Source organism: Streptomyces sp. UNOC14_S4 (assembly GCF_020740835.1).
GTDB lineage: Bacteria > Actinomycetota > Actinomycetes > Streptomycetales > Streptomycetaceae > Streptomyces.
This window is the reverse complement of sequence record NZ_JAINFC010000150.1, coordinates 1-15518: the sequence shown is the minus strand read 5'-3', so window position 1 is coordinate 15518 and position 15518 is coordinate 1. Positions and strand designations below refer to the sequence as shown.

At 72.8% G+C, this 15518-nt stretch carries 19 protein-coding genes; 7 read left to right on the top strand and 12 right to left on the bottom strand.

The genetic code is table 11. The features are described from left to right. A partial coding sequence (locus K6I34_RS15960) for an anti-sigma factor (protein WP_229326616.1) occupies positions 1–303 on the bottom strand: 303 nt, incomplete at its 3' end. Beyond that, entirely contained in the window at positions 300–1115 is an 816-nt protein-coding gene (gene sigE, locus K6I34_RS15955; RefSeq protein ID WP_229326626.1) for an RNA polymerase sigma factor SigE, read from the bottom strand. The genes K6I34_RS15960 and sigE, both read right to left, overlap by 4 nt. Positions 1116–1324: 209 nt before the next feature. Between sigE and K6I34_RS15950 the strand changes: the two genes are divergently transcribed. Further along, entirely contained in the window at positions 1325–1990 is a 666-nt protein-coding gene (locus K6I34_RS15950) for an O-methyltransferase (protein ID WP_229326613.1), read from the top strand. Positions 1991–2090: 100 nt separating this feature from the next. On the opposite strand, the gene K6I34_RS15945 is transcribed toward K6I34_RS15950, so the two are convergent. Continuing rightward, positions 2091–2258: a DUF3117 domain-containing protein gene (locus K6I34_RS15945; protein WP_003985072.1), complete on the bottom strand. Its 168-nt coding sequence runs from the start codon at positions 2256–2258 to the stop codon at positions 2091–2093. After that, positions 2246–2515, bottom strand: a complete 270-nt coding sequence (locus K6I34_RS15940) for a hypothetical protein (RefSeq protein ID WP_229326611.1) — start codon at positions 2513–2515, stop codon at positions 2246–2248. The genes K6I34_RS15945 and K6I34_RS15940 overlap by 13 nt, the downstream gene beginning before the upstream one ends. 67 nt (positions 2516–2582) lie before the next feature. Here K6I34_RS15940 and K6I34_RS15935 point away from each other — a divergent pair, with 67 nt between their 5' ends. Next, positions 2583–3374, top strand: a complete 792-nt coding sequence (locus tag K6I34_RS15935; RefSeq protein WP_229326624.1) for an enoyl-CoA hydratase/isomerase family protein — start codon at positions 2583–2585, stop codon at positions 3372–3374. Between the two features lie 179 nt (positions 3375–3553). Here the strand turns inward: K6I34_RS15935 and K6I34_RS15930 are convergent, their stop codons facing one another. Both K6I34_RS15930 and K6I34_RS15925 read right to left on the bottom strand, forming a co-directional pair. After that, positions 3554–4138, bottom strand: a complete 585-nt coding sequence (locus K6I34_RS15930; protein ID WP_275127073.1) for a DNA-3-methyladenine glycosylase I — start codon at positions 4136–4138, stop codon at positions 3554–3556. After that, positions 4135–4530 carry a DivIVA domain-containing protein gene (locus K6I34_RS15925; RefSeq protein ID WP_238489033.1) on the bottom strand — a complete coding sequence of 132 codons (396 nt, stop codon included), beginning with the start codon at positions 4528–4530 and terminating at the stop codon, positions 4135–4137. The genes K6I34_RS15930 and K6I34_RS15925 overlap by 4 nt, the downstream gene beginning before the upstream one ends. A 79-nt stretch (positions 4531–4609) precedes the next feature. Here K6I34_RS15925 and folP point away from each other — a divergent pair, with 79 nt between their 5' ends. After that, positions 4610–5470 (top strand): dihydropteroate synthase, encoded by an 861-nt coding sequence (gene folP, locus K6I34_RS15920; protein ID WP_229326610.1) that lies wholly within the window; start codon positions 4610–4612, stop codon positions 5468–5470. A gap of 183 nt (positions 5471–5653) precedes the next feature. On the opposite strand, the gene K6I34_RS15915 is transcribed toward folP, so the two are convergent. Continuing rightward, the gene (locus tag K6I34_RS15915; protein WP_121799695.1) at positions 5654–6403 is read right to left on the bottom strand and encodes a TIGR00730 family Rossman fold protein; all 750 of its coding nucleotides are present in this window, start codon (positions 6401–6403) and stop codon (positions 5654–5656) included. 67 nt (positions 6404–6470) lie between these two features. After that, positions 6471–7562: a succinyl-diaminopimelate desuccinylase gene (gene dapE, locus K6I34_RS15910; RefSeq protein ID WP_229326608.1), complete on the bottom strand. Its 1092-nt coding sequence runs from the start codon at positions 7560–7562 to the stop codon at positions 6471–6473. Positions 7563–7673: 111 nt separating this feature from the next. Here dapE and K6I34_RS15905 point away from each other — a divergent pair, with 111 nt between their 5' ends. Together K6I34_RS15905 and K6I34_RS15900 are read left to right on the top strand one after the other, a co-directional pair. Then, on the top strand, positions 7674–8588 hold the full coding sequence (locus tag K6I34_RS15905) for a hypothetical protein (RefSeq protein ID WP_229326600.1): 915 nt from the start codon (positions 7674–7676) through the stop codon (positions 8586–8588). Between the two features lie 312 nt (positions 8589–8900). Then, entirely contained in the window at positions 8901–9320 is a 420-nt protein-coding gene (locus K6I34_RS15900; protein WP_229326598.1) for an ATP-binding protein, read from the top strand. Between the two features lie 126 nt (positions 9321–9446). Here the strand turns inward: K6I34_RS15900 and dapC are convergent, their stop codons facing one another. Both dapC and fdxA read right to left on the bottom strand, forming a co-directional pair. Beyond that, a complete protein-coding gene (gene dapC, locus K6I34_RS15895) occupies positions 9447–10544 on the bottom strand; it encodes a succinyldiaminopimelate transaminase (protein ID WP_229326590.1) in 1098 nt (365 codons plus the stop codon). Positions 10545–10653: 109 nt separating this feature from the next. After that, a complete protein-coding gene (gene fdxA / locus K6I34_RS15890; protein ID WP_121799700.1) occupies positions 10654–10983 on the bottom strand; it encodes a ferredoxin in 330 nt (109 codons plus the stop codon). A 114-nt stretch (positions 10984–11097) separates the two neighbouring features. Here fdxA and K6I34_RS15885 point away from each other — a divergent pair, with 114 nt between their 5' ends. Together K6I34_RS15885 and K6I34_RS15880 are read left to right on the top strand one after the other, a co-directional pair. Further along, on the top strand, positions 11098–12087 hold the full coding sequence (locus K6I34_RS15885) for a GNAT family N-acetyltransferase (protein WP_229326589.1): 990 nt from the start codon (positions 11098–11100) through the stop codon (positions 12085–12087). Positions 12088–12310: 223 nt separating this feature from the next. Then, the gene (locus tag K6I34_RS15880) at positions 12311–13162 is read left to right on the top strand and encodes a transglutaminase-like domain-containing protein (RefSeq protein WP_229326587.1); all 852 of its coding nucleotides are present in this window, start codon (positions 12311–12313) and stop codon (positions 13160–13162) included. A gap of 136 nt (positions 13163–13298) precedes the next feature. Here the strand turns inward: K6I34_RS15880 and K6I34_RS15875 are convergent, their stop codons facing one another. Next, on the bottom strand, positions 13299–14456 hold the full coding sequence (locus K6I34_RS15875; RefSeq protein WP_229326585.1) for a PP2C family protein-serine/threonine phosphatase: 1158 nt from the start codon (positions 14454–14456) through the stop codon (positions 13299–13301). Positions 14457–14584: 128 nt separating this feature from the next. Continuing rightward, a complete protein-coding gene (locus tag K6I34_RS15870) occupies positions 14585–15223 on the bottom strand; it encodes a response regulator transcription factor (protein ID WP_308294015.1) in 639 nt (212 codons plus the stop codon). Positions 15224–15518 lie beyond the last annotated feature (295 nt).

Sequence of the window (15518 nt, the reverse complement as noted above, 5' to 3'; positions counted from 1 at the left end):
GACAGCCGCCGTCCCCCCGACCTCCTCACGCCCGAAGGGTCCGCCGCCACCCGGTGGCGGCATCGCGCCCGGAAGATTCTGCAGCCGGGCGAGCAACGCGTCGGAGACCGGCGGGACGGCGGCCTCCGCGAACACACTTTTGAGCCGACGCTGCGCGTCGGCTTCGGCCTTGCATTTCCAGCATGTCGCCAGGTGCGCGAGCACCCGCTCCCGAGAGTCGTGCCCCAACTCCCCGTCGACCAGGGCCGCGAGGCGGTCGCCGAGATGCTGCTCGGCGGGGGACTGACCGCCTGAACCGGTCACGCGATCCCGACCTCCCCACTCAGCTGGCTCCCGGGCGTCGCACCCGCCACGGCCACGGCGCGCTGCTCGGCCCGAGCGGCGGGCGAGCGGTGCTGGAGTGCCTTGCGCAGGTGGGAGCGGCCGCGGTGGATACGGCTGCGAACGGTGCCGAGCTTCACGCCGAGCGTCGCGGCGATCTCCTCGTACGACAGGCCCTCGATGTCGCACAGGACCACGGCGGCGCGGAACTCCGGGGCGAGGGTGTCCAGCGCCTGCTGGATGTCCGCGTCGAAGTGGGTGTCGTTGAACTGCTGCTGGGGAGAGGGCTCGCGGCTGGGCAGCCGCTCCGCGGCGTCCTCGCCGAGCGCGTCGAAGCGGATGCGCTGGCGTCGCCGGACCATGTCGAGGAAGAGGTTGGTGGTGATGCGGTGCAGCCACCCCTCGAAGGTGCCCGGGGTGTACGTGGACAGCGAGCGGAAGACGCGCACGAACACCTCCTGGGTGAGGTCCTCGGCGTCGTGCTGGTTTCCGGTCAGGCGGTAGGCCAGCCGGTAGACCCGGGCACTGTGCGTGCTGACGATCTCCTCCCAGGAGGGAGGGGCCCACGCCTGCGAATCCGCATCGGTGGCGAAGGTCGCGGTGGGTGCGGAATCGGTGATGGGGGCACCTCCCATGCCGTTCAGGCCATGGGGGAGCGAACGGTCAGCGGTCTTGATCACGGATTTCGGCTCGCCGACGGACCTGCGAAAGCGCTTCAGCACTCCCCGACGGTCTCCGGCCGCAGCCGCACCTCCCCTGTCGGCTCTGGTGGTGTCCAGTAGAGCCCCTACCATATCCATCCCGCCCGTTAGCTCCGGATAAGGAATTTTGACCTTTATTTGGTCTTGATGGACGCGCCGCGCGGGCCGCCCGGGCCCGTTCCGCGTCCTGTACCCCTCCCGCGCCCTTCCCGCGGCGCGCGCCGCGCTCGTACCGTGCCTCCGTTCCTTCCCAACGCACGGTCCCATCTGCGGGTTCCCGCGGACAGCGGATACAGTCACGGTTGCGTCGACTACGGGGACAGGAGAGGGCCATTACCGGCAACCAGCAGACGAGCTGGGCGTTCGCCGATGCGTTCGTCGCCGAGAGCGAGGCGCTGCGCTGGGCCCGGGAGCGGGCCCACGAGGCAGGTCTCCGCTCGGTGTCGTCCGGCACCGGCGCCGCGCTGCGCCTGCTCGCCGCGGCGGTGGACGCCAAGGCGGTCGCCGAGATCGGCACCGGCACCGGCGTCTCCGGGCTCCACCTCCTGCACGGCATGCGCCCCGACGGCGTGCTGACGACCGTGGACAGCGACCCCGAGTGCCAGCAGTTCGCCCGGCAGGCGTTCCGCGCCGCGGGCTTCGCGGGCAACCGCGCGCGCTTCATCCCGGGCCGCGCGCTGGAGGTGCTGCCGCGCCTCGCGGACGGCGGATACGACCTGGTGTTCTGCGACGGCGACCGGACGGAGTGCCTGGAGTATCTAGCCGAATCGTTGCGCCTGTTGCGGCCGGGCGGTCTCGTCTGCTTCGAGGGCGTCTTCGCGGACGGCCGCACGATGGACTCCGCGATCCCGCCGACGGAGGTGCAGCGGCTGCGCGAGCTGCTGCGCGCGGTGCGCGAGTCCACGGTGCTGCTGCCGTCGCTGCTGCCGGTCGGGGACGGGCTGCTGTGCGCGGTCCGGCGCGGCTGACCGCACGGATACGGACAGGGATACGGACGGCGGACGCACCACTGCCCCGGCGCCGGAAACGGCGGCCGGGGCAGCGTGAAGGATGCACAGAGCCTGTGCGTCAGACGGTGACCTTCTCCAGGGCTTCGCCGAGAGCCTTGGCCTCGTCCGGGGTCAGCTCGACGACGAGACGACCGCCGCCCTCGAGCGGAACCCGCATGACGATGCCCCGCCCCTCCTTGGTCACCTCGAGCGGGCCATCGCCCGTCCGCGGCTTCATGGCCGCCATGCTCGTTCCCCTTCCTGAAACCAGCTCGCCGCAGCCGACAACCCAGGTGTCACCGGCATCGAACACATTGCTTCCAGGCCATTATCCCGCATCGCGTGACCCGATGACCAACATCGGTCCGCATCCGGTCGGCAACGCTCTCTCGCAAAACCACCCAATTCGGCGATCAGCCTGCGATACTGCGCCACCGTCGCGATACCGCTATGGCCGGTTTCTTTGACGCAGGTCACATGCCGGCCGCGGATGATCTCCGGCATGCTGAGCCCTGACAGATGGCCGCTGAAGGTGCCCGCCGCGGGCGCCCACGAGGGAGGGACCAGCACCATGGCCGACACCGTGCTGTACGACGTGACGGACGGGCTCGCGACGGTCACGCTCAACCGGCCCGACGCCATGAACGCGCTCGACATCGCCACCAAGGTCGCCCTGCGCGACGTGCTCCGGGAAGCGGGCGCGGACGACGCCGTACGGGCCGTGCTGCTGACGGCCACGGGGCGGGCCTTCTGCGTCGGGCAGGACCTCAAGGAGCACGTGGGGCTGCTCCAGCAGCCCGACTCGGGCCCCGTGATGAGCACCGTCAAGGAGCACTACAACCCCATCGTCTCGGCGATCATCGGCATGCGGAAGCCTGTCGTGGCCGGGGTCAACGGGGTCGCGGCGGGCGCCGGGGCGGGCTTCGCCCTCGCCGCGGACTACCGCGTGGTGGCGGACACCGCCTCCTTCAACACCTCCTTCGCCGGGGTCGCCCTCACCGCCGACTCGGGCGTCTCCTGGACCCTCCCCCGCCTCGTCGGCCTGGGCCGCGCCCAGGACCTCCTGCTCTTCCCGCGCAACGTCCCCGCCCAGGAGGCGTACGAGCTGGGCATCGCCAACAAGGTCGTCCCCGCGGCGGAGCTCGCCACGGAGGCGGCGGCGGTGGCCCGGCGCCTCGCCGAGGGGCCGACCGGGGCGTACGCGGCGATCAAGGAATCTCTCGCGTACGGGACAGACCACTCCCTGGAGCAGTCCTTGTCGAAGGAGGACGAGCTCCAGGGACGAGCGGGAGAGTCGGAGGACCACCGCATCGCGGTGACGGCGTTCCTGAACAAACAGAAACCGAAGTACGTCGGCCGCTGAGGGCTCGGCCGACGGGGCAGCGCCCCGCAAGGGGCGCGGGGCTGCTGTCGATATGCGGCTCCGCCGCGTGGGCGCGACCAGCCACAGCGCGACTGGCAGCCGCGCGCCGAGCACAAGAGGCACCCCAGTAGGCGCGGGGGTCCGGGGGCGCAGCCCCCGCCTCCGAACCCCGGCAGGGGTCAACCTCGCGCGTGACAGCTCGCCAAGTGGTCGTTGACCAGGCCACACGCCTGCATCGTCGCGTACGCCGTCGTCGGCCCCACGAACCGGAAGCCCCGCTTCTTCAGATCCTTCGCGAGGGCCACGGACTCGGGGGTGGTCGCGGGCACGTCCGCGGCCGTGCGCGGCGCCCGGCGCGCGCCGGAAGGCGCGTAGGACCAGATGAGGGCGTCGAGCTCGCCGGGGGCCAGCTCCGCCGCCACCCGCGCGTTGCCGATGGCCGCCGCGATCTTCGCACGGTTGCGGATGATGCCCGGGTCGGCCAGCAGCCGCTCGGCGTCCTCTTCCGTGAAGGCCGCCACCTCGGCGATGGAGAAACCCGCGAACGCCGCGCGGAACCCCTCGCGGCGGCGCAGGATCGTCAGCCAGGACAGGCCGGACTGGAACGCCTCCAGGCACATCCGCTCGTAGAGGGCGTCGTCGCCGTGCACCGGACGGCCCCACTCGGTGTCGTGATAGCGGCGGTAGTCGGCCATGGACTCCGCCTCCAGCCCCCAGGGGCAGCGCGCCAGACCGTCCGCGCCCACGATCACTCCGCCGCTCATGCCCCGGCTCCCCCGCTCCGCTCGTCCCGTTCCGGCCGTTCCGGTGTGTCCGGAGCCGCCGCGCCGCCGTCCCGCTTCCTGCTCCGCTCCGCCTCGGCCAGCGCGCCCGCGAGCGCGCGCTCCAGCTCCGCGATCCGCGCGTCCCGCTCGGCCAGTTCGGCACCGAGACGGTCCAGGACGTCGTCGGTCTCGGCCATGCGGTAGCCGCGCAGGGCGACCGGCAGCCGTACGGCCTCGACGTCGGCGCGGCCCGCGGGCCGGTCCGCAGGCAGGGGCCAGGCGATCCGCTCCGGCTCGGCCGCGGACAGCGTGACTCCCCCGCCGCCGACGAAGAGCGTGACGGCGGCCACCACCACGACCAGCGCGAGGAGCAAGAACCAGAACACGACCATCTCCCATCCGTCCTCCACGATCGTGCCATGCCCCACTGACGGTTAAGGTCGCTGGCGGACCACGAAGAGGGAGAAGGACATGCTGCGGCTGGGACGACGCGAGTTCGATGCGCACGAGCCGGTGATCATGGCGATCGTCAACCGGACCCCCGACTCCTTCTACGACCAGGGGGCCACGTTCCAGGACGAGGCCGCCCTGACCCGGGTCGAGCAGGCGGTCGCGGAGGGCGCCGCCATCATCGACATCGGCGGGGTGAAGGCCGGCCCCGGCGAGGAGGTGACCGCCGAGGAGGAGGCGCGGCGCACGGTCGGCTTCGTCGCCGAGGTCCGCAGGCGTCACCCGGACGTGGTGATCAGCGTCGACACCTGGCGGCACGACGTCGGCGCCGCGGTCTGCGAGGCGGGCGCGGACCTGCTCAACGACGCGTGGGGCGGGGTCGACCCCAAGCTCGCCGAGGTCGCGGCCCGTTACGGCGTGGGGCTCGTGTGCACGCACGCGGGCGGTGTGGAACCGCGCACCCGGCCGCACCGGATCACGTACGACGACGTGATGACGGACATCCTGCGGGTCACGCTCGGGCTGGCCGAACGCGCCGTCGCGCTCGGCGTCCGGCGCGACGGGATCCTCATCGACCCGGGGCACGACTTCGGCAAGAACACCCGGCACTCGCTGGAGGCCACCCGGCGGCTGGGCGAGATGGCGGAGACGGGCTGGCCGGTGCTCGTGTCCCTGTCGAACAAGGACTTCGTGGGCGAGACGCTCGACAAGCCCGTGAAGGAACGGGTGCTCGGGACGCTGGCCACCACGGCCGTCTCGGCGTGGCTGGGGGCGCGGGTGTACCGGGTGCACGAGGTGGCAGAGACGAAGCAGGTGCTCGACATGGTGGCGTCGATCATGGGTCACCGCCCACCGGCTGTGGCCCGGCGCGGCCTGGCATGACCCGGGGCTTTGCCCCGGGGCTGCGCCCCTGGACCCCTCTTCGCCTGCGGGCCGGTGGGCTGGTTGCGCCCACCGGGGTGCGGCTTGCGCTCCGCGCGCGGCTGCCACTTGTACGTAGCTTGTCGCGCCCGCGCGGCGGAGCCGCAAATGAAACACAGCCCCGCGCCCCTGAAGGGGCGCGCCTTACGCCCCCGCCTCCTTCGTCACCAACGCCACCGCCTCGTCCACGTCGTCCGTCACATGGAAGAGGTGCAGGTCCTGCGGGCCCGCCTTGCCCTGGGCGATGAGGGTGTCGCGGAACCAGTCGACGAGGCCGCGCCAGTAGGACGTTCCGTAGAGGACGATGGGGAAGCGGGTGACCTTCTTCGTCTGGACGAGGGTGAGGGCCTCGAAGAGTTCGTCCAGCGTGCCGAGTCCGCCCGGCAGCACCACGAAGCCGCTCGCGTACTTGACGAACATCGTCTTCCTGACGAAGAAGTACCGGAAGTCGACACCCAGGTTGACGTAAGGGTTGAGCCCCTGCTCGAAGGGCAGCTCGATGCCGAGGCCGACGGAGACGCCGCCCGCCTCCGAGGCGCCCTTGTTCGCGGCCTCCATCGCGCCGGGCCCGCCGCCCGTGATCACGGCGAAGCCCGCCTCGACGAGGCCCCGGCCGATGGCCACGCCCGCCTTGTACTCCGGCGAGCCCACGGGCGTACGGGCGGAGCCGAACACGCTGATGGCGGGTGGCAGTTCGGCCAGCGCGCCGAAGCCCTCGACGAACTCGGACTGGATGCGCAGCACGCGGAACGGGTCCTCGTGCACCCAGTCCGCCGTCCCTCTGGTGTCCAGCAGATGCTGGTCCGTCGTCCCCTGCTGCATCTGGCCGTGCCTGCGCACGACCGGCCCCCGGCGCTGTTCCCGCTGGATGCGGTGCTCATCGGGATGTGCCATTGCCGCTCTCCCTCCGCTGATCGTTGCTGTTCAGCGTAGGCCCATGCGGCACCGGGGCCGCGGCGCGTCAGGAAGTGAGCCAGGCGCGCAGGCGCTCCTCGCACTCCGGGATCAGTTCGGCGCGCACCTTCTCGTCCCGCTTGTGCGCCACCATCGGGTCACCGGGGCCGTAGTTGACGGCGGGCACGCCGAGCGCGCTGAAGCGGGAGACGTCCGTCCAGCCGAACTTGGGCTTCGGCGTCCCCCCGACGGCCTCGATGAAGGCCGCGGCGGCCGGGTGGGAGAGGCCGGGCAGCGCGCCGGGCGAGTGGTCGTCGACGGTGAACTCGGCGACCCCGCAGTCCGCGAAGGTCTCGAGGACGTGCACCATCGCCTCGTGCTCGGTACGGTCCGGCGCGTAGCGGAAGTTCACCGCCACGGTGCAGGCGTCGGGGATGACGTTGCCCGCGACGCCGCCCTCGATACGGACCGCGTTGAGGCCCTCGTGGTACTCCAGGCCGTCGATGACCGGGCGGCGCGGCTCGTAGGCGGCCAGCCGGGCGAGGATCGGGGCCGCCGCGTGGATGGCGTTGCTGCCCATCCAGCTGCGCGCGGAGTGGGCGCGCTCGCCCGTGGTGCGCAACAGGAGCCGCAGGGTGCCCTGGCAGCCGCCCTCGACCTGGCCGTCGGTCGGTTCGAGGAGGACGGCGAAGTCGGCGGCGAGCCAGTCGGGGTGGGCCGCGGCGACGTGGCCGAGGCCGTTGAGGTGGGCGGCGACCTCCTCGTTGTCGTAGAAGACGAAGGTGAGGTCGCGGTTGGGCTCGGTGACGGTCGCGGCGATGCGCAGCTGCACGGCGACGCCGGACTTCATGTCGCTGGTGCCGCAGCCCCACAGGTAGCCGTCGGCGTCGAGCCGGGAGGGGACGTTGTCGGCGATCGGCACGGTGTCGATGTGGCCCGCGAGGACCACGCGCTCGGCGCGGCCGAGGTTCGTCCGGGCGACGACGTTGTTGCCGTACCGGTCCACGGTGAGGTGCGGCAGCGCGCGCAGCTCGCGTTCGATCGCGTCGGCCAGGGTCTTCTCGTTCCCGCTCTCGGACGGGATGTCGACGAGCCGGGCCGTCAGGGCGGCGGCGTCGAGGGACAGATCGAGGTGCTGTTCGAGCGCGGCGTCATCCATGCCCCTGACTCTACGTCGACTCCTCATGGGGGCGTGCCCCCGTCGGCCCCCGGGCGGAGCCGGGGAGTCCGGCCCTCATGATTCTCATATCTCTCCAGTAACGTGTGCCGCATGTCCCGGATCTCCGTCACCCGCCGTGGCCGTCTGCTGCGCATCGTGGCCGCCTGCGCCGTGCTGCTGGCGCTGATCGGCTACGGCGTGGCCCAGTTGGTGACGGGCGGGCCCGGTGCGCCGCACTGTGTCGTGCAGGCCGACGGCCAGTCGTACTCGCTCTCCCCCGAGCAGGCCGGGAACGCGGCGACGATCTCGGTCGTGGGCACCGCGCGGAGCCTGCCGGACCGGGCGGTGACGATCGCGCTGGCGACGGCGATGCAGGAGTCGGGGCTGCGCAACATCCATCACGGCGACCGGGATTCGCTGGGCCTCTTCCAGCAGCGGCCGACGCAGGGCTGGGGTACGGCGGCGCAGATCACGGACCCGGTCTACTCGGCGGGCAAGTTCTACGACCACCTGGTGCAGGTGCCGGGCTACTCGCGGCTGCCGCTGACGGTGGCCGCGCAGAAGGTGCAGCGCAGCGGCTTCCCGCAGGCGTACGCGAAGCACGAGCCGGACGCGACGCTGCTGGCGGCGGGGCTCACGGGCCGGGACGGCGCGTCGTTCAGCTGCGCGACGAGCCCGCCGGACGGCAAGCACGGCGACCCCGCGGCGGTACGGACCAAGCTGCGGCGCGAGTTCGACGGGACGGTCGAGCCGACCGTGACCGGTGGGGGCGGCCGAACGAACGGCGCGGCCGCGGCCCGGACGGTGACGGTGCCCGTACGGGGCGACGGCACGGCGGGCGGCGACCCGGCGCGGCGGGGCCGTCAGGTGGCGGCGTGGATCATGGCCCACGCCGGGGACCTGAGGATCGAGAGCATCGCGTACGACGGCCGCGTGTGGACGTCCGACAAGTCCCGGGACGGCTGGCGCAAGGCCCCGGCGGGCTCCGCCCCCGCGACCGAGGTGCGGATCACCACGCTCCCGTAGCGCCCCGGCACATACGCCCACCAGTACGACACAGCACCCGTGCGGGGGACCCGCTCTGCCCGCGGCACGGAATACGGCTCACGCGGCCAACCCTGCCCGCCTACCCGGGAATTCCTTGTGACTAACGGCTTGTAGGCCTTTGGCGGCGAGCCGTGTGCTGTCAGCTTTGCCCCGGAACTCCCGAAACCGATAATGCGACGCATTGCCAAGGCTTTACCTTGGCGCACCGCAACCTTCGACGCTCTCACGCGGTAGTCACTGCGTCCGCTCGCCGGACAGCACATGTCCTGAACCTCCGCCAAAAGGAGCATCATGTCCCTCCCCCTCTCGCGTCGGATCGCCCGGGTAGCCCTGCTGGTCGCCGCCGGTGCGGCGCCCGTCATGGGCGCGGCCGGCGCCGCCAGCGCAGCGGACCTCAAGGCCCCTGAGGTGAGCGGTCTGACCGCGGTGGACGGTGCGACTCTGGGCAACAACGTCGCGTCGGCCTCGCACCAGGCGGGCGTGGTGGGCGCCCAGGCCGGCCACAAGGCCGTCGACACCACCCTGCCCTCCACGACGGACACGGTCGGCAAGACCGCCCAGACCACCGCTCCGGCCGCCCAGAAGGTCGCGGGTGACCTCGGTGGCTCCGTCGCCGGTGTGGCGGGGAGCACGGCGCAGTCGGTGACCAAGGACGGGCTGCCGACCAAGGGCCTGCCCAGCACCGGCAGCCTGCCGAACCTCGGCGGCTGACCAGGTCCGTCCGGTCACACCAGCAGAGCAGCCCAGAGGGCCCGGGAGTTCGCCTCCCGGGCCCTCTGCCGTGCGCTGACGTGTGCCGTCATGCGCTGACGTGCGCTGTCGTGTGGCGAAGCCGCGTCACTCCGCCAGGCGGTGGACCGCCGCCTCCACGCGCTCGTCCGTCGCCGTGAAGGCGATCCGCACGAAGCGGTCGCCCGCGGGACCGTAGAACTCGCCGGGGGCGACGAGGATGCCGCGCTTCGAGAGGTCCGCGACGGTGTCCCAGCAGGGCTCGTCGCGCGTCGCCCACAGGTAGAGCGAGGCCTCGCTGTGCTCGATCCGGAAGCCCGCGCGCTCGAAGGCCGCGCGCAGCGCCGTGCGCCGGCGCGCGTAGCGCTCGCGCTGCTCGGCGACATGCGCGCTGTCGCCGAGGGCGGCGACGGTGGCGGCCTGGACGGGGGCGGCGACCATCATGCCGCCGTGCTTGCGGATCTGGAGCAGCTCGCCCAGGACGGCCGCGTCACCGGCGAGGAACGCCGCGCGGTACCCGGCCAGGTTGGAGCGCTTGGAGAGCGAGTGGACGGCGACGATGCCCTCGTACGAGCCGCCGCACACGTCGGGGTGCAGCACGGAGACCGGCTCGGCCTCCCAGCCGAGCTCCAGGTAGCACTCGTCGCTGAAGACGAGCACGCCGTGCTCGCGCGCCCAGGCCACGGCGCGGCGCAGCTCGTCCTTGGAGAGCACGCGGCCCGTCGGGTTGGACGGGGAGTTGAGCCACAGCAGCTTCAGGCCCGCGGGGTCGAGCTCGGTGGGGTCGTCGTAGACGACGGGCTCGGCGCCCACGAGCCGCGCGCCGACCTCGTAGGTCGGGTAGGCGAGGCGGGGGTAGGCGACCTTGTCGCCCGCGCCCAGGCCGAGCTGGGTCGGCAGCCAGGCCACCAGTTCCTTGGAGCCGACGACGGGCAGGACGTTGTGGTGCGTCATGCCGCGCGCGCCCAGGCGGCGCTCCGTCCAGCCGGTCAGCGCGTCCCGCAGCTCGGCGGTGCCCCAGACGGTGGGGTAGCCGGGGGTGTCGGCGGCCTCGGTGAGGGCCCGCTGGATCAGCGCGGGCACGGGGTCGACGGGGGTGCCGACCGACAGGTCCACGATGCCGTCGGGGTGGGCGGCGGCCGTCGCCTTGTACGGGTCGAGGCGGTCCCAGGGGAAGACGGGGAGACGGGAAGAGACTGCGCCCACGGTGCTCGCTCGCTCTCTTGCAGATGGCTGTCGGGTACTTCGGGTACGGGGGAAACGCCGCGGCCCCGCACGGCGGAGGGCCGTACGGGGCCGTGGTGGCTGCCGCGTGTCAGTGCTGCGGGTTGATGTCCGCCGGCAGGGCGGCGACGAAGGGGTGGTCGCGCTCGATCAGGCCGAGCTTGGAGGCACCACCGGGCGAGCCGAGCTCGTCGAAGAACTCGACGTTCGCCTTGTAGTAGTCCTTCCACTCCTCCGGGGTGTCGTCCTCGTAGAAGATCGCCTCGACCGGGCAGACCGGCTCACAGGCACCACAGTCGACACATTCGTCCGGGTGGATGTACAAGGACCGGGAGCCCTCGTAGATGCAGTCGACGGGGCACTCCTCGATGCACGCCTTGTCCTTCACGTCGACACAAGGCTGCGCGATGACGTAGGTCACGCTGTCGTTCCTCCTCGGTAGGGCCAATCTCGCGCGGGAGCGCGGCGTCGTCGATGCCCACACCTAGTATCTCCGTTCCCGGGCACGAGACGAACAAGAGGGGCGAGGAGAGCTGTGGAATTCACCACGGGCGGACAGCTCGAAGTCAGGATCAATGCCGCTGATGTAGGAAAAAGGGTATCTGTCCGGCGTCTCGCCGACTTCGGAGGATCTTCGGAGCGGTTCACGGACACGGTGGGGGTGCTCGACTCCTGGGCCGACGGTGTGCTGCGGATCACACGCCGGACCGGCGAGACGGTGGTGATCGAGGAGTCCTCCCTGGTCGCGGGCAAGGTCGTCCCAGCCGCCCCGGCCCGGCGGCGCGGCCCCGCCGCGACCGTGCGGGAGCTCCAGGAGACCGCGGGGCGCGGCTGGCCCGCGCGCGAGACCGCGACGCTGGGCGGCTGGACGCTGCGCGCCGCGGGCGGCTTCACCGCCCGCGCCAACTCCGTACTGCCCCTCGGGGATTGCGGCCTGCCCCTGGACGACGCGCTGGAGCAGGTCACCGCGTGGTACGGCGAGCGCGGGCTGCCCGCCCTCTTCCAGCTCCCGGCGGGCGTCCCGGCGGCCGAGGAACTGGACGCGGAGCTGGCCCGGCGCGGCTGGACGGAGGAGCGGGGCGCAGAGATGCGCACGGCGGCGCTGGCCCCCCTCGCGGACACGGACGCCGACCTCTCGGCGGTACGGCTCTCCCGCGAGCCGGACGAGGCATGGCTGAGGACCTACGGGCCCACGGCCGGCTCCCCCGAGGACGCGGCGGCCGTACTGACGGGCGGGCCGTCCGTGTGGTTCGCGACCGTGCCCGGCGACGAGGCGGCCGCGGCCACCGGCCGCTGCGTGGTCGACGGCCGGTGGGCGGGCTTCGGAGCGCTGTCCGTGGCCCCGTCCCGGCGCCGGGAAGGCCTGGGCACCCTGATCATGGCTGCCCTCGCCCGACAGGCCCTGGACGAGGGCGCCTCGGCGGCGTACCTGCAGGTACTGACGGACAACGGCGGAGCAGGCGCCCTCTACGACGGCCTCGGCTTCACGCCGCACCACCGCTACCACTACCGGAGCGCCCCGTAAGGGGCGCGGGGGCAGGGACGCCCCGCTAGGGGCGCGGGGAACTGCGCGACCAGCCACGACGCGACCCGCAGCCGCGCACCGAGCGCAAGAGGCAGCCCCGTGGGCGCGGCCGTCCCCGGACGAACCGGCAGCCGAAAACCCCGGCCCCCAGCGGAGCGCAAGCGCACTATGGACATCGGCGGTGGTTCCCCCCACCGCCCCGAGAGCGGGTACGAGGCACCTCATGCACGACATCACCGACAGGAGGCGGCGGCGGTTCGCCGAGGCGGCGCGGGACGAGCGCCCCGACCTCGCGCTGCTGTGTCTGCTGATCGCCGCCGAGGCGGACCCTGACGCGGACCCCGACGCGGGCGAGTCCGCGATCGACGAGGCGCAGATAGAGCTGGACCGGCTCGCCGGGCTGCTGCCCGCGCAGGTGCGCGGCGCGGGGCCGGTGCGCTGGGCCACCGCGCTGGAGGACCTGCTGGGCACGCGGCTGGGCTTCCGCGGCTCCCCCTCCGACTACCGGCGGCTGGAGTCCTCGCTGCTCGACCAGGTGCTGCTGCGGCGCCGCGGGCTGCCGATCATGCTGTCCGTGGTGTGGACCGAGGTGGCCCGGAGGGCGGGCGCCCCGGTGTACGGGGTGGCGCTGCCCGGTCACTTCGTCGTCGGCTTCGGCGACCCGTACGGCGAGCACGTGCTCGCCGACCCCTTCGACGGCGGGCGCCTGCTCTCCGAGGAGGAGGCCGGGCTGCTCGTGGCCGGGGCGACCGGGACGCCGGTGGCGCCGTCGATGTTCTCCCCCGCCGACCCGCTGGAGATCGTGCTGCGGGTCCTCAACAACATCCGTGCCTGGGCCGCGGCCCGCCCCGAGCGCAGCGACGTCCAGCTGTGGGCGGTCGACCTCGCGCTCCTGCTGCCCAGTCACCCGGCGCGACTGCGCTTCGAACGGGCCGAGCTGCTGGTGGAGCGGGGTGATTTCGCGGGAGGCGCGCGGGAGATGGAGGACTACGCGCGGGTGATCGACGCGGTGGAACCTTCCGTAGCGGAATCGGTCCGCCACCGGGCACGCGCGGCACGCGCCATGCTGAACTGACGGGAGTCCCCCACCGGGGGCTCCGCCCCCGGAGCCCCCGCCGGTCAGTTGCGGTCCGTGAGTCGGCTGCGCCCCGTAAGGGGCGCGGGGAACTGCGCGACCAGCCACGACGCGACCCGCTGGCCGCGAGCGAGGCTCAGGTCGCAACCCGGTGGGCGCCTTCCGGTACAACCAGCTCCGCATCGCCATCGCGTACGGCTCGCCCCGCGTCCACCGCCCGGACAATGAGAACCGCCGCATCGTCCTTCAGCTCGCCCTGCGTGAAGCGTTCCAGATCCGCCCGGAGGGCGGCCGCGACCGCCGCCGGGGCGAGGTGCGTCCACTGCGCCAGCCGGTCCCGCAGCGGGTAGAAACGACCGTCCGCGTCGCGCGCCTCCGTCACACCGTCCGTGCACAGCACCAGCCACTCCGGCGAGGAGGCCCCGCACGCGGCCGAGTCGACCGCCCGGCGCGGTTCGCCGGTGAGGCCGCCCAGGCCGAGCGGCAGCCCGAAGCGGCCGGGGAGCCGTTCCTCGACGTGGTCGCCGCTGACGGCGTAGTACGGGATGTGGCCGCAGGACAGCACGCGGGTGGCCGTACCCGGCGGGCCGACCTCCAGCAGCAGGGCGGTGACGAACCGCTCGTCCGTGCCGGTCAGGGACAGGGCGCTGTTGTGCCGCAGCAGGGCGCCCTCCATGTGATCGGCGACCGCCTCCAGCGTGGCCTCGTGGTACGCGGCCTCCCGGAAGGACGTGAGCACGGCGTGCCCCGCGCCGATCGCCGGCATGCCCTTGCCCTGGACGTCGCCGATGAGCACCCGCCGTCCGTGCGGGCTCTCCACCACCTCGTAGATGTCGCCGCCGACCCGGGCGCCCTCCTGCGCGGAGATGTAGAACCCGGCGACGCGCAGCGGGCCCGAGGTGATCGGCAGCTCGCGCAGCATCGTGCGCTGCACCGCGTCGGCGACCATCCGGGTCCGGTCGTACGCCGCCTCGCGCTCCAGCAGGGCCGCGCACAGGGCCACCGAGAAGCCCGCGACCAGCAGTGCCCCGAGGACGGAGACCAGCACGCTCACGACGTCCCAGCGCACGATCACGCAGTGGACGACGGTCTGCGCGGCGACGAAGACCGCGGCGACGACGACGGTCCTGCGGTACGAGCACAGCCGGGCGGCGATCAGCGGCGTGACGCTCGCGACCAGGGCGAGCCGCAGCCGGGGGCCGGTGAGACAGTCGAGGACGGCGAGCACGACGATCGCCGCGATCAGCAGGACGGTCAGCGCCCGCCCGCCATCGGGAACGCGCTTGATGTGCACGGCGGCGTTCCCCTCTTCGTCACGGCGCTGTGGTCACAGTGGTCATAGTGGTCACCGCGAGCCTATGACGGACATGTGACAGCCGTGCGACGGCCCGGCGGCGATCATCCGGCAAAAGCGCGTCGGAGCTACAGCCAGCCCTTGTCCCGGGCGATGCGCACGGCCTCGGCGCGGTTGCGGGCGCCGGTCTTCTGGATGGCCGTGGAGAGGTAGTTGCGGACCGTACCGTGCGACAGGTGGAGGGACTTGGCCAGCTCCGCGTTGGTCGAGCCGTCGGCGGAGGCCCGGAGGACGGCGCGCTCGCGGTCCGTCAGCGGGTTGGCGCCCTCGGCGAGGGCGGCCGCGGCGAGGGTCGGGTCGATGACGCGCTCGCCGCGCAGCACACGGCGCAGGGCGTCCGCGAGCTGTGCGGCGGGGGCGTCCTTGACCAGGAACGCCTCGGCGCCGGCCTCCATGGCCCGGCGCATGTAGCCGGGACGGCCGAAGGTCGTCAGGATCACCACCTTGAGCGCGGGCAGCTCCCGGCGCAGCAGGGCGGCGGCGTCGAGCCCGGTCATCCCCGGCATCTCGATGTCGAGCAGGGCCACGTCGGGCGCGTCCGCGCGAGCGGCGGCCAGCACCTCGTCGCCCCGGGCGACCTGGGAGACGACCTCGATGTCGTCCTCCAGACCGAGCAGCGCGGCGAGTGCCTCCCGCACCATGGACTGGTCTTCTGCGAGAAGCACTCTGATGGTGCGTGGGCTGTCGGGGCGGCGCGCGTCGGTCACGCCCCACAGGGTATGTGCAGGGTACGCCCCGTCAGGGGCGCGGGGAACTGCGCGAGCAACCGTCAACAGCGTGCACCCGCCGGACAGGCGTAGCCGACCGAGCTGGTGGGCGTAAGGGGCGCGGGGAACTGCGCGACCAGCCGAAGACGGCCCGCAGCCGCGCGCCAAGCGCAAGACGCACCCCGGTAGGCGCCCCCGACGGCGCTCACGCGCTCAAGCGCTCCCCCGGCTCACCGGCCCGCGCCTCCCGGCCCGGACGGGCCAACGGCACATACGCCCGAAGCCGGAACCCCAT